11 protein-coding genes and 1 pseudogene are annotated in these 13,306 nt (G+C 65.6%); 1 reads left to right on the top strand and 11 read right to left on the bottom strand.

Annotation, left to right across the window (positions count from 1 at the left end):
* Nucleotides 1-26: 26 nt before the first annotated feature.
* The 9 genes and pseudogenes from LGQ10_RS01525 to LGQ10_RS01485 all read right to left on the bottom strand — a co-directional run bounded on the left by LGQ10_RS01525 (nt 27) and on the right by LGQ10_RS01485 (nt 10,863).
* Nucleotides 27-1,049 (bottom strand): ABC transporter permease, encoded by a 1,023-nt coding sequence (locus LGQ10_RS01525; protein WP_226524445.1) that lies wholly within the window; start codon nt 1,047-1,049, stop codon nt 27-29.
* A gap of 68 nt (nt 1,050-1,117) precedes the next feature.
* Nucleotides 1,118-2,665: pseudogene (locus tag LGQ10_RS01520) on the bottom strand (sugar ABC transporter ATP-binding protein); the annotation flags it as partial.
* Between the two features lie 68 nt (nt 2,666-2,733).
* Nucleotides 2,734-3,672, bottom strand: a complete 939-nt coding sequence (locus LGQ10_RS01515; protein WP_226524444.1) for a sugar ABC transporter substrate-binding protein — start codon at nt 3,670-3,672, stop codon at nt 2,734-2,736.
* Between the two features lie 50 nt (nt 3,673-3,722).
* The gene (locus LGQ10_RS01510; RefSeq protein ID WP_226524443.1) at nt 3,723-3,905 is read right to left on the bottom strand and encodes a hypothetical protein; all 183 of its coding nucleotides are present in this window, start codon (nt 3,903-3,905) and stop codon (nt 3,723-3,725) included.
* A gap of 188 nt (nt 3,906-4,093) precedes the next feature.
* A complete protein-coding gene (locus tag LGQ10_RS01505) occupies nt 4,094-5,104 on the bottom strand; it encodes a Gfo/Idh/MocA family protein (RefSeq protein ID WP_058437929.1) in 1,011 nt (336 codons plus the stop codon).
* A gap of 34 nt (nt 5,105-5,138) precedes the next feature.
* Nucleotides 5,139-7,076: a 3D-(3,5/4)-trihydroxycyclohexane-1,2-dione acylhydrolase (decyclizing) gene (iolD, locus tag LGQ10_RS01500; protein WP_226524442.1), complete on the bottom strand. Its 1,938-nt coding sequence runs from the start codon at nt 7,074-7,076 to the stop codon at nt 5,139-5,141.
* A gap of 69 nt (nt 7,077-7,145) precedes the next feature.
* Complete coding sequence (gene iolB, locus LGQ10_RS01495; RefSeq protein WP_226524441.1) at nt 7,146-7,955, bottom strand: 5-deoxy-glucuronate isomerase; 810 nt, start codon at nt 7,953-7,955, stop codon at nt 7,146-7,148.
* Nucleotides 7,952-8,857, bottom strand: a complete 906-nt coding sequence (gene iolE, locus LGQ10_RS01490) for a myo-inosose-2 dehydratase (RefSeq protein ID WP_226524440.1) — start codon at nt 8,855-8,857, stop codon at nt 7,952-7,954. Before iolE ends, iolB begins: the two co-directional genes overlap by 4 nt.
* A 68-nt stretch (nt 8,858-8,925) precedes the next feature.
* Nucleotides 8,926-10,863: a bifunctional 5-dehydro-2-deoxygluconokinase/5-dehydro-2-deoxyphosphogluconate aldolase gene (locus LGQ10_RS01485; protein ID WP_226524439.1), complete on the bottom strand. Its 1,938-nt coding sequence runs from the start codon at nt 10,861-10,863 to the stop codon at nt 8,926-8,928.
* Between the two features lie 311 nt (nt 10,864-11,174).
* Between LGQ10_RS01485 and LGQ10_RS01480 the strand changes: the two genes are divergently transcribed.
* Nucleotides 11,175-12,095: a MurR/RpiR family transcriptional regulator gene (locus tag LGQ10_RS01480; RefSeq protein ID WP_058437939.1), complete on the top strand. Its 921-nt coding sequence runs from the start codon at nt 11,175-11,177 to the stop codon at nt 12,093-12,095.
* A 16-nt stretch (nt 12,096-12,111) separates the two neighbouring features.
* Here LGQ10_RS01480 and LGQ10_RS01475 read toward each other — a convergent pair whose 3' ends face one another.
* The gene (locus LGQ10_RS01475) at nt 12,112-12,354 is read right to left on the bottom strand and encodes a hypothetical protein (protein ID WP_058437941.1); all 243 of its coding nucleotides are present in this window, start codon (nt 12,352-12,354) and stop codon (nt 12,112-12,114) included.
* 2 nt (nt 12,355-12,356) lie between these two features.
* Complete coding sequence (locus LGQ10_RS01470; protein WP_226524438.1) at nt 12,357-13,289, bottom strand: DHH family phosphoesterase; 933 nt, start codon at nt 13,287-13,289, stop codon at nt 12,357-12,359.
* Nucleotides 13,290-13,306: the final 17 nt, after the last annotated feature.

Below are 13,306 nucleotides of genomic sequence, written 5' to 3'. Positions count from 1 at the left end.
TTTCCCCCACCTCGGTCCCACCGAAATCAGCGCTTGAGCTTGCGCTTGTTGCGGTACTGATCGATCACCACCGCCACCACGATGATCAATCCCTTGATGATGTCCTGGATATAGGCATCGACACCGACAAAGGTAAAACCGCTGGCCATCACCCCCAGGATCAGCGCGCCGATCACCGTGCCGGTGATCCGCCCTACTCCGCCGGCCAGGCTGGTGCCACCGATCACTGCGGCGGCGATGGCATCCAGCTCATAGGACATGCCCATTCCGGCCTGCCCGGTGGCGGCCCGTGCCGAGGCCACCACGCCGGCCAGTCCGGCCAGCAGCCCGGCGATGCTGTAGACGATCACCAGGTGGCGCTTGACGTTGATGCCCGAGGTACGCGCCGCCTGCATGTTGCCGCCGATGGCATAGGTGTACTTGCCGTAGCGCGTGTAACGCAGCGCGACATGAAAGATCACCGCCACCACCAGGAAGATCACCACCGGCATCGCCCCATGGCCGATGGCGGTATAGGAATCCGACAGCATGCTCACCGGCTGGCCCTGGGTGTAGTAACGCGCCAGGCCCCGGGCCGAGACCATCATCCCCAGGGTGGCGATGAAGGGCGGGATCCCGGTGAGGGCAATCACGCTGCCGTTGATCGCCCCCGCCAGCAGGCCGACCCCCAGCCCCGCCAGCACCGGGATCCATACCGGCAGGTCGGTCAGCCCGGGAAACACCGCGCGACTGAAGTCGGAGGTCTGGGCCAGGCTGGCGGCGATCATCGCCGACAACGCCAGCACCGAGCCCGAGGACAGGTCGATGCCGGTGGTAATGATCACCTGGGTCACGCCGATCGCCAGCAGGCCGATGACCGACACCTGGAGGATCATCAGCACCAGGCGCTGGGAGTTGAGCAGGAAGCTCTGGTCGCGAACGATCCAGCCGGACAGCTCGAACACCAGGGCGATGCCGATCAGCACCAGGAAGATGCTCAGTTCGGTCGGCAGGCGCCGGCGTTGCTTGGCCGGTGCCAGGGCCGGCTTGTTTTCCAGTATTGCGTTCATCCGCGTCCACCTCGATCTGGGGCAGCGCCTGAGCAGGCGGCCGGCCCGGGTTGAATATCGCGCTCTGGCGCCAGGCCCGAGGCCAGTTGCATCACCCGTTCCTGGGTCGCCTCGCTGCGGTCCAGGGTGCCCATCAGCTGACCTTCATGCATCACCATCACCCGGTCGCTCATGCCCAGCACCTCGGGCAACTCCGAGGAAATCATCAGCACCGCCATGCCTTCGCCGGCGAGCGTGGCGATCAGCCGATAGATCTCGGCCTTGGCCCCCACGTCGATACCACGGGTCGGCTCGTCGAGGATCAGGATCCGCGGCCGAGTCATCAGCCAACGCGCCAACAGGGCTTTCTGCTGATTGCCGCCAGACAGGGTATCGATGCACTGCTCCAGCGACGGCGTCTTGACCCGCAGCTGGCGGCACATGTCCTCGCACAGGGCACGCAAGGCCTTCTGCTTGACGAATCCCGCCCCGGCGTAGCGGTTGAGCACCGCCACTTCCATGTTCTCCAGTACTGACAGGCAGGGAAACAGACCGCTGAGCTTGCGATCCTCGGTCAGCAGCGCCAGGCCCTGGCTGATAGCCACGTGAGGCTCGCCGATGCGCAACACCTGGCCGTCGAGGGTGATCTGCCCGCCATCGGCCGGGGTGATGCCGAACAGGGTCTCGGCCACATTGGTGCGTCCCGAACCCATGAGCCCAGCGATGCCGAGGATCTCGCCGGCATGCAGGTCGAACGACACGCCCTCGAACACGCCTTCCAGGCACAGGTCGCGGACCTGCAGCAGCAATGGGCCGATGGGCTGCTCACGCGTGGGGAACAACTGGCTCAGCTCGCGCCCGACCATCATCGAGATCAGGCTGTCGCCATCCAGGCTCTGGGCCCGTTGCAGGCCGATGTAGGCACCATCGCGAAACACCGCCACCTCATCGGCAATGGCGAACACTTCGTTCATCTTGTGGGTGATATAGATGATGCCCTTACCCTGGGCCTTGAGGTCGGCGATGATCGAGAACAGATGCGCCACTTCCTTGTCGGTAATGGCCGAGGTCGGCTCGTCCATGATCAGCACATCGGAGTCGTAGGACACCGCCTTGGCGATCTCCACCATCTGGCGCTCGGCAATGCTCAACTGGCCCACTTGCTCATGGGGATCCAGCGCGATGCGCAGGCGCTCCAGCAGCGCGCCAGTGGCGCGGTGCATGGCTCGGTGGTCCACCAGGCCCAGCCGGGTGAGCGGCTCGCGGCCGATCCAGATGTTCTCGGCCACGCTCATGTGCGGCATCAGGTTGAGCTCCTGGTGGATCATCGCGATCCCCGCCTCCAGGGCCGCCAGCGGCGAAGCGAAGCTCACCGGCCGGCCCTTGAGGCGTAACTGGCCGGCGTCGGGCTGATAGATCCCGGCGATGATCTTCATCAGGGTCGACTTGCCGGCCCCGTTCTCCCCCATCAGCGCCAGTACCGTGCCAGGCCGCACCCGCAACTGGACCTCGGACAGGGCCACCACCCCGGGAAACCCCTTGCTGACGTTGATCACTTCCAGCAGATAGGGCTCGTCGACAGACGTGGCTGCCAGCGGCAATGGCGATTGATTCGAAACGGACGCACAGGCATTCATGCTCGGCTACTCCGGTCACCAGATGCCGTGGGACACCCGGTGGACTCGATGGGTGAATGAGACGACGGCTACTTGAACTGGGCGACGTTTTCCGGGGTGATCAACCGGTACGGGATCCATACTGCGGCCTCCACCGGCTGCTTGCTGATCATTTTCACAGCCGTCTCCACCGACCCGTCGGCCTGGCCCCTGGCGTCCTGGAACACCGATACCGCCAGTTCGCCACGCTGCACTGCACGCAGTCCGTCAGGCGTGCCATCGACCCCGCCGATCAGCACCTTGCCCTTGTCGACGCCTGCCTGGTTCAGGGCCATGGCGGCGCCGATGGCCATCTCGTCGTTATTGGCCAGCACCGCGTTGAACTCGCGCCCCTGGGTCAGCCAGTCATTGACCAGGGTCATGCCCCGGTCACGCAGCCAGACACCGGTCTGCTCCTGGTCGATGCGAATCCCCGGGTACTTGGCCAGCACCTCCTTGATTCCCTTGGTGCGGTTGGCCGTGGAGTTGTTGGCCAGGTCCCCCAGCAGGATCACCACGCTGCCCTTGCCGCCCATCTTGTCCGCCAGGTACTGCATCTGCAGCCGCCCGGCCTCCAGGTCGTCGGACGCCACGGTGACCACGCCCTTGGGCAGGTTCAGGTCATCGGGCCGACGGTTGACATAGACCAGTGGAATCCCGGCGTTGACCGCCGCCTCGGTGATCTTGCGGGTGGCGGCGGTATCCACCGGATTGACCACAATGGCGTCGACCTTCTGACTGACGAAACTCTCGACCTGGCTCAACTGCCTGACCACGTCGCTGCGGGCGTCCTCGAACTGCAATTGCACGCCCTCGGGCATGGACTTGGCCTTCTGGTCCATCGACTCGCGCAGGTAGGTCAGCCAGGTGTCATCGAACTGCGACATGCTCACGCCAATCCGCACCTGGGCCAGCGCTGCGCCGCTGGACAGCATCAGGGCCAGGGCCAGGGCCAGGGCCAGGGAAACCATTCGGGTCTGGATGTTCATCAACGATTCTCCACGTTGTTGTCGGTTTGCGACTCGGCCGCAGCCGTGCCTCAAGCAGGCGAATACAGGACCGGGGCACCGGGCATGCAACCCAGCAGCGAGCCTTGGTGTTCGACACACAGGCAGCCCAGCAGCGACAACAAGCGGGAGGACCAGGGAATGCGAGGCAACTCGCGATTGGAAGTGGCACCTGCCGGGGACGGCAGTGGCGTGGCAGAGCGGGAGTTCTTCATCGACGGCACCTGTCTTGTTCTTGTTGGTTGGCTGTCCGGCGTTTCAGGCAGAACCTGGAACCCGGCAGCCTCGGTAGTCGGCAACCTGGAAACGACTTTATTGGAAAATATTTTCCATATCAACTTATTTTAGAATTTTACTGCGCAACCGTTGCAGGGCCGCATCCCGGGCCCCTGCCCCAGGATGGTCAACCATAGAATGCCGGGCGCGGCGCCAGTGTCACCGGTACGATGGCCCCGCTCTGCTGGGCCTGGATACAGGCATCGGCGGCCACCGCTGCCGCCAGCCCATCCCAGGCCGAAGGGCCGCCCACCTGCCCGGCGGCCACTGCATCGATGAAAGCCTGCAACTCGACGTCATAGGCGTCGATGAAACGCTCTTTCCAGTCCATGAGGATGGCGCTGGACAAACTGGCCGCGCTGCGCAGCTGCACCTGGGGCGGTTCGGGCAGGCGCGCGATGCCGCTCTCGCCCACCACTTCGCACTGGATGTCGTAGCCGTACTGGCAATTGACGAAGATTTCCACATCGATCCGCGTGCCCCGGGCAGTTTCCAGCAGCACGATCTGCGGGTCGCGCAGTTGGGCATGGGCCTTGCTCGAGGTGCGCGGGAACAGCACCTGCACCGAGACGTAGTCGTCGTCCAGCAACCAGCGCAGCACGTCCAGCTCGTGGATCAGGGTGTCGGTGATGGCCATGTCGGTCTTGTAGTTCGTCCCCACCCGCGGGTTGCGGTGGGCACAGTGCAACATCAGCGGCTCGCCGATGCGGCCGCTGTCGAGCACCGCCTTGAGTGCCTGGTAACCGGCATCGTAGGGACGCATGAACCCCACCTGGACCAGGCGCTTGCCGAAGGCCAGCTCGGCCTCGACGATGCGCCGGCAACCCTCGGCGGTCACGGCCAGGGGCTTTTCGCAGAACACCGGCTTGCCGGCGGCAATGGCCGCCAGCACGAACGCCTCGTGGCTGGGGCCCCAGGACGTGACCAGCACGGCCTGCACCTCGGGAGAGCGGATCAGGGCCTGGCCGTCCGGGTAGACCTCGGCCTGCAGTTGCAGGTCGCTGACCACCCGCGCCGCCTGGTCCAGATCGATGTCGGTCACCGCCACGACCCGGCTGCCCTGCAAGGTCTGGCTGCAACGCCGGATGTGATCCTGGCCGATGGCCCCGGTACCGATAACGCCTAGCTGCAAAGACATGGAAATACTCCTTGGGTTGTTCGCTGCACACAGTTCAATACGCACGGGCCCGGGCCAGCTCTGCGGCAATGGCCCGGGACGCGGCCGCGATCCGTTCGCTGGTGGACACCTCGGCCACCCCCACATGCCACCAGGACTGGTAGCCATGGAGCATGGTCTTGGGCAGCACCTTGATGTCGATCAGGGTCGATACCGTCTGGCTACGGGCATCCGCCAGGGCGGCATGCAACTGCTCGAGGCTGGCCACCCGGTAGGTCTTGCAGCCATAGGCCGCGGCGCTCATGGCGTAGTCCACCGGAATCAGGCCGCCATCGAGCCGGCCACTGGCGGGGTCGCGGTAGCGGAACTCGGTGGCGAAACTGTCCTGGCCCTGGCCCAGCTGCAGGTTGTTGATGCAACCGAAGGCCATGTTGTCCAGCAGCACCAGGTTGATCTTGCGCCGCTCCTGGATCGAGGTGAGCAGCTCCGAATGCAGCATCAGGTAGGAGCCGTCCCCCAGCAGCGCGTACACCTCGCGATCGGGCTCGGCGAGCTTGACCCCCAGGGCGGCGCCGACCTCGTAGCCCATGCACGAATAGCCGTATTCCACGTGATAGGTGTTGAGGCCCCTGCTGAGCCAGCTGCGTTGCAAATCACCGGGCAGGCTGCCGGCGGCGGCGACGATCACCGCGTCTTCGTCCAGCACCTGGTTGAGCACGCCGAGCACCTGGCTCTGGGTCAGGCAGGAGCCGGTCAGCTCGATGAACTCGCGCAGCACCGCCCGGTCCAGGCGGTCGTCGACCTCGGGCACGAAGGCGTCGCCCGAATACTGCACCCCATGCAAGCGCTGCACCTCCGCCGCCAACTGGGTCCTGGCTGCCGCCACCTGCTCGCCCCATCCGGCACGGTAGTCACTGTCGGCCAGGGCCCGGGACAGCCCCGCCAAGCCGCTCCGGGCATCGGCCAGCAGCTGCACGCCATCGAGTTTCAGGGCATCGCCGGGATTGACGTTGAGATTGAGAAACTGCACCTGCGGATGCTGGAACAGCCATTTCGACGAGGTGGTGAAATCGCTGTAGCGCGTCCCCACCCCAATGATCAGGTCCGCCTCCCGCGCCAGCAGGTTGGCGGCCAGGCAACCGGTCTCGCCGATGCCGCCGACATTCAGCGGATGGCTGGAGAGCAAGGCGCTCTTGCCTGCCTGGGTCTCGGCCACGGGAATCGCGAAACGCTCGGCGAAGGCCTGCAGCGCCTCGCCAGCGGCGGAATACTTGACCCCGCCGCCACAGATGATCAGTGGCCGGCGCTTGCCCAGTAGCAGCGCCACGGCATCCGCCAGCATGGCCTCGGTGGCCGGCCGGCGGTCGATGCGGTGGACCCTGCGGGCGAAGAACGCCGCAGGGTAGTCGTAGGCTTCGGCCTGCACGTCCTGGGGCAGTGCCAGCGTCACCGCACCGGTTTCCGCCGGATCGGTCAGCACGCGCATGGCCTGCAGCGCGGCGCTCATCAGTTGCTCCGGGCGGTTGATCCGGTCCCAGTACTTGCTCACGGCCTTGAACGCATCGTTGGTGCTGATGCCCAGGTCATGGAACTGCTCGATCTGCTGCAACACCGGGTCCGGCTGGCGACTGGCGAACACGTCGCCGGGCAACAGCAGCAAGGGAATGCGATTGGCCGTGGCGGTGGCCGCGGCGGTCAGCATGTTCGCCGCGCCCGGGCCCACCGAGGCGGTACAGGCATAGATCTGCCGGCGCAGGCGCTGCTTGGCGAAGCCGATGGCGGCGTGGGCCATGCCTTGTTCATTGCGCCCCTGATGCACCTGCAGGCCGCCCGGGTCCTGCTGCAGGGCCTGGCCAAGGCCCAGCACGTTGCCGTGGCCGAAGATCGTGAAGACCCCGGCGACGAAGCGGCTCTGGACTCCATCCACCTCGACGAACTGGTTGTCCAGGAACTTCACCAGGGCCTGGGCCATGGTCAAACGTAGCGTGTTCATTTCAGCTCCTTGCAAAGAGAGGGAGGCCTGGCGAACTCGAGCAGGCCATGGACGCAAGCGGCAAAGGGCTCACCGATCCAGCAGCCAGCTGTGACGTGGATCGTTATGGAACTGCCAGACCCGTTTCGGCCCGGCCATGACATTCAGGTAGTAGGACTCATAGCCATAAGGCACGGTGACCGGGTGGTAACCCTCGGGCACGACCACCAGGTCATGGTTCTCCACGGCCATGGCCTGGTCGATGCGCCGATCATCGGTGTACACCCGCTGGAACACGAAGCCCTGGGGCGGGTCGACCTGGTGGTAGTAGGTTTCCTCGAGGAAACTCTGGTGCGGCAGGTCGTCGGTGTCGTGCTTGTGCGGCGGATAACTGGAGGAATGCCCCGAGGGCGTGCGCACCTCCACCACCAGCAGCGAATGCGCCGGCTCGCTGGCCGGCAGGATGTCGCAGACATAACGGGTATTGGCGCCCTTGCCACGCACGCTGCGCTGGCACTGCCCTGGCCGGATCAGCCGCGGCGCCAGCCCCGTCGCCGGGCAACCGGGGGCGGCGCAAACGGCCAGTTGCACCTGATCCAGGGCAGTGATCCAGGCCTGGCTGCCCGGCGGCAGGTACACGGCGAAGGGAGCCTGATCCTCGAACACCGATTGCCGCTCGCCAATGGCCTCCCACAGGAACCCGCCATGCCCCGGCGCCTGCCCCTCGACCCGAGCATGCCCGGCCAGCAGCACCAGGCACAATTCGCGCTCACCCGCCTCGACCGGCAGGCTCTCCCCCTGCTCCAGGCGGTAGGCCGCGAACCCCACGTACTGCAAGCGGCCGTCCGCGAGCCGGACCAGGTCCCGGCCCGTGCCCGCCCCCTTGACCAGCAGGCTCATGGGGCGGCCCTCCCGTGCCCGGCGCTGGCCAGCAAGGCGCGCAAGGTGTCGTAGCCCTTCCTGGCATAGACCTCGCTGGGGGCTACCGCCGGGTCCTGCTCGGCCTCCACCACCAGCCAGCCCTGGTAGCCGGCGTCCAGCAGCACCTGCAGCAACGCGGCAAAATCGATATCGCCGTCGCCGGGCACCGTGAAAGTGCCGTTGACGATGCAGTCGGGAAAACTCCACAGCTGGTTGCGCGCCAGTTGCACCACCGGCTTGCGCACGTCCTTGAAGTGCACGTGGCAGACCCGTCCGACATGCCGGCGCAGCACCTCCAGCGGCTCGCCACCGCCCATGTAGCAATGCCCGGCGTCGAACAGCAGGCCCACTTCCGGGCCGCTGCGGCGCATCAACTGGTCGATGTCCTGGGGCGACTCGACATAGGCCCCCATATGGTGGTGATAGGCCAGGCGTACCCCTTGGGACAAAGTGAAGCGGGCCAGTTCGGTGAGCTTGTCGGCGTATTCCTGCCAGGCCTGCTCGGCCTGGAAACGCGGGCGCTCCACCAACGCGACGGGTTGGCCCTGGATCGAGTCGGCGACCTCGCCGTAGACCAGTACCGTGGCGCCATTTTGCGCCAGCAGCTGCACGTGGGAGCCGATGGCCTCGATCTCCTCGGCCACCGAGCGCCGCGCCAGATGGCCGCTGTACCAACCGGACACCAGCGCCAGCCCATAGGGTCGCAGGACATCGGCGACGCCCTGGGCATCCTTGGGAAACTTGCCATTGAGCTCGAACCCTTCGTAACCGATGGCCTGGCCTTCGGCCAGGGCCGTGTCCAGGGGCGTCTCGCCCCCCAGGGCCGGCAGGTCGTCGTTGCTCCAGGAAATCGGGTTGATGCCAATTCGGATCGCGGGCATGGCTGCACCTATTATTGTTGTTCGGATCGCACTCTAAAAAACCGTTTCGCCGCCAGGACCAGGGGCGTTTACGGGCGGGCGCTGCGCCAAGCCTGGATCAACTGGACGAACGTACCCTGGACTTGCTCGATCAGCCGCTGGTCATCGATCTCCCCTGCCAGCCAGGCACGGCTGGGCTCCTGGAAGATCGTGCGACCCACGGCGAACCCTCGGCAAGTGCTGCTGCCGGCGGCCTGGCGAAAGCCTTCGGCCAGGGCCTGGGGCGAGGCGTTGAGGCCCAGCAGGACCACCCCGCGGCAATAGGGATCACGCTCCTGGATCAACTGGTCCAGGCGTTGCCACTGCTCGGCGCTCTGGGCCTCGATCTTCCACCAGGCCGGATAGATGCCCAGGTTGTAGAGGCGCTTGATGGCCCGGTACAGCACCTCGGGATGGGCGCCGGGCAAATCCCTGGGCGGAATCACTTCCAGCAGCAACTCATGGCCGCTGGCCTGGGAGGCCTGGTAGAGCCCCTTGATCTGCGCCTCCTGCTCCAGGCGCAGCAAGGGTTCGTCATCAGGATGGAATTGCACCAGACACTTGATGATCTGTTCCTGGGGCCAGGCGATCAGGTTGCTGCCGATGGCCCGCCCCTGCTCGAACGCCAACGGCCGCGAGCCCTGCAACTCCACCGGTCGCGCCACCCACCAGCCGCGGCCGGTGGCCGCGTTCAAGGCATCCTGGCCGAAGCGCTGGTCCGCCAGCAGGCCGACATCGGCGTCGACCCCCTGGCGTTGCAGGTCGGCCTCGACCCGCTGCACGGCCTCGACGAACAGCAGCTTGAGCTGGCCGATGGCCTCGAGTCCACGACCGCCCTGGCGGGCCAGTTCCACCAACTGCCCACGATGATCGAAGGCGAAGATGAACAACGGCCGCCAGGCCTTGCGCGGCACGCTGACCTGGTGCAGGCGTTGCAGGGTCGCATCCTGGTCTGGACGGGTGATGGGCCGTGGGCTGCCGAACAGGTAATCCAGTTCCGCCCGGGTCGGCATTGCCGGGGCGCAGGCATGGCGCGACACCACCAGGGCGCCGCAGGCATTGGCCAACCGGCAGCAGTGTTGATCGTCCGCCCCTTCGAGCCAGCCACTGAGGAAACCGGCCATGAACGCATCACCCGCCCCCAGCACATTCAGTACCTCGACCTGTACTCCGCGGTGAATGTCCAGGTCGGCAAGGCTGGCGGGAATGGCGCCGTGGATCACCGCGCAGCCCTGGGGGCCGAGCTTGACCACCAGGGTCGCGGCGGTCAGCTCGCGAACCCGGCGCAGGGCCGTCAGCAGTTCTTGATGCCCCCCGGCGATCAGGAATTCCTCCTCGGTGCCGACGATCAGTTCGAAGCGCGGCAAGATGCCTTGCACGTGCTGGCTGACCTGCCGGTCGGCGACGAAACGAGTCTGGCCATCGGCCTTGGCCGCCAGGCCCCAGAGCACCGGCCGATAATCGATGTCCAGCACCCGTCGCACGCCGTGGCGCTCGGCGTAGTCGAGGGCCTGGATGCTGCTGCGGTAGACCTGCTCGCTGGAGAAATGAGTGCCGGTGATCAGCAGCGCCTTGCTCGAGGCGATAAAGGCTTCGTCGATGTCTTCGGCGGCCAGGGCCATGTCGGCGCAGTTTTCGCGGTAGAACACCAGGGGAAAGGTCTCGCGATCCTTGAGCCCCAGCAAGACCAGGGCCGTCAGGCGCTCGGCGTCGACTCGCACAGCGCTGACATCGCAGCCCTCGCGCTGCAGCGACTCGAGCAGGAAACGCCCCATGTGGTCGTCGCCGACCCGGCTCAGCATCGCCGACTTCAGGCCCAGTCGCGCGGTGCCAAAGGCGATGTTGGCGGACGAGCCACCCAGGTACTTGGCAAAACTGCCGACATCTTCCAGGCGGGCCCCCACTTGCTGCGCGTAGAGGTCGACGCCCAGGCGTCCGAGGCAGATCAGATCCAATTGACGCCCACTGGCAAAGCGAGTCTGGCCCATGCTGGCTCCTGTTATTGTTATCAGCCGCTGCCTGGCGCTAGTACGCTCGGCAAGCACTCTTGGTGGAAGGAGACTAGAACGGCTTTCACTGCAATATCAATATTTATTCCAAATTTTTTTACATGGAATATTTTTTCCACTAAAGTGACCTGCATGCCAGGATTTGGGCGTGCATCGTTTCAGCAAGGCGCCGCCACCCCCGACCTGCATGATTTTCCCGACGCCGACCCTGTAGACTGCCCGCACTCCAGCTATTGTCAGGGGCCGATACACGCGGTCGTCCTCACCAGCCCCCGTAAGAAGGATCAACCATGTCCCATACCGATCAGCCGGCCTCGTCCGAGGGCACGCAGGACAGCGACCTTGCCAGCCGCCCGCTCAATGCCGAGCGCCTGCTGCAGCTGATCACCCAGGAATACGAGAGCCTGCCGCGCCAGCTCAAGCGCATCGCCAGCTACATGAGCCAGCAGAGCGAACGGATCATGGTCGACCGCATCAGCGACATTGCCCGCGAATGCGAGGTACATCCTTCGGCCATCGTGCGGTTCTCCCAGCGCTTCGGTTTCAGCGGCTTCAGTGAAATGCAGGCCCTGTTCCGCGAGGCCTACACCCACAAGGCCACACCGGTGCAGAACTACCAGCAGCGCATCCGCAGCCTGATCGCCAACAAGTCACAGAAGGCCAGCAGCGGCGACCTGGCCCGGGACTGCATCGGCGCCACCCTGTCGGGTATCGAACGCCTGGAGCGGGAACTGGACGATACCGCCCTGGACAGTGCCGTGGACCTGGTGGTCAATGCCGACAATATCTATGTGGTCGGGGTGCGTCGCTCCTTCGCCGTCGCCGACTACCTGGTGTACAACCTGCAGCACACCAACAAGCGCATCCACCTGGTGTCGGGCCTGGGCGGCAGCTATCGCGAGCAGATGCGCAGCATCCGCCCCGACGACCTGGTGATCGCCATCAGCTTCACCCCGTACGCCAAGGAAACCCAGCATTGCCTGCGCATTGCCCAGCACCACCAGGCCAAGACCCTGATCATCACCGACAGCACCCTCTCGCCCCTGGCCAAGCGCGCCAATAGCGTGCTTCTGGTCAACGAGGGCAGCTCGTTCGCCTTCCGTTCGCTGAGCGCCACCCTGTGCCTGTGCCAGGCACTGTTCATCGCCGTGGCCTATCGCCTGGAACTGAAGATGGACGAGATTCACGAACAGAGCGGTTTCGACGACTAGCCGCGAGGCGGGCCCCTCACTCGTAGATCTTGCCGCAGTACAGGAACACCGCGAAGCGCTTCCACGGCGAAGCGTCGGCCAGCCCCTGGCTGGCGCCCATGGCACTGGCCTCGGCCCAGGCATGGGCGCTGTCGAGGAAATCCTCGATGCAATCGTTCTGCCAGTCGGTGGCCTGGCGCCGGTCGGCACTCAAGGCCTGGACGAATGCCAGGAAACTGCGCTCATCCACCACGCGTTGCAATGCTTGATCCAGGTCCATGGTTACTCCAGGTTTGAGGGTGCCCGCCAGGCCAGGCCCAGGCGCAGCAGTTCCTTGCGCAGGATCGGCCGCTCCAGGCAGCGCAATCCATTGACGGCGCGGCACTCTAGCAGCCGATCCAGTTGCTGCGCACTGCCCACGCCACCGCTGAGCAAGTAGCTGCGACCCTCGCCGAGGCTGATCAGGTTCAGCAGCCAGTCCTCGCCCCACTGCCCCAGCACCTCTTCGATCAGCGGCCGGCGCTGTTCCAGCAGCTCGGCGGCATTCCATAGCGTCAGCTGGGCGAAGCGTCGCGGCAGGTTGCTGTCGGGCTCAAGTACTTTCAGGTCCTTGAGCAAGGCCTGCTCCAGCTGCGCCTCGATCTGCCGCTGGCACTGCGCGAAGTAGCGGCCGGGCCACTGCCGGTCCAGCCCGGCATGGCGGGCCAGTGCGGCATAGGCCAGGCGGTCGGCCTCGGTACAGATGTCGGCCGTGAAATTCAGGGTGTTGTCGAGGATGCCCGCCGCCAGCAGTTGCGCGCTGTCGCGGCTCATCTGCGCCAGCAGCCCCGAGTCGCGCCAGCGCTCGTAGACCTGGGTGCAGGCGGCGCCGATCCGCCGGATGTCCGCACGCGGACCCAGGCGCTCGTCCCAGAAGGCTTCGAAGCCGGGATGGTGATCGATGACCTCCACCACCCGCGCAAGCTCCACCAGCGGGTCCAGGTGCAGGTGATTGGAAACGTCCACCAGCACGAATACGGCGTCGCTGCCGACAGGTCCGGGCGCCTCCAGCCCCTTGAGGCCCTGGCGCAGTGGCTGCGGGATGCTTTCATTCAGCGGGGCGCTGCTCATGGCCCGGGCCGGCTGGCCGCACAGATTGAGCCACTCGGCGTAGGCGATACAGCCGGCGTAGGCATCCATGTCCAGGTAGGCCGCGCCGGAGGTGACAATGATCATGACGTCCTTGTGGGGTA

The organism is Pseudomonas sp. L5B5 (assembly GCF_020520285.1).
Lineage (GTDB): Bacteria > Pseudomonadota > Gammaproteobacteria > Pseudomonadales > Pseudomonadaceae > Aquipseudomonas.
This window is presented reverse-complemented; position numbering and strand designations above follow the sequence as displayed.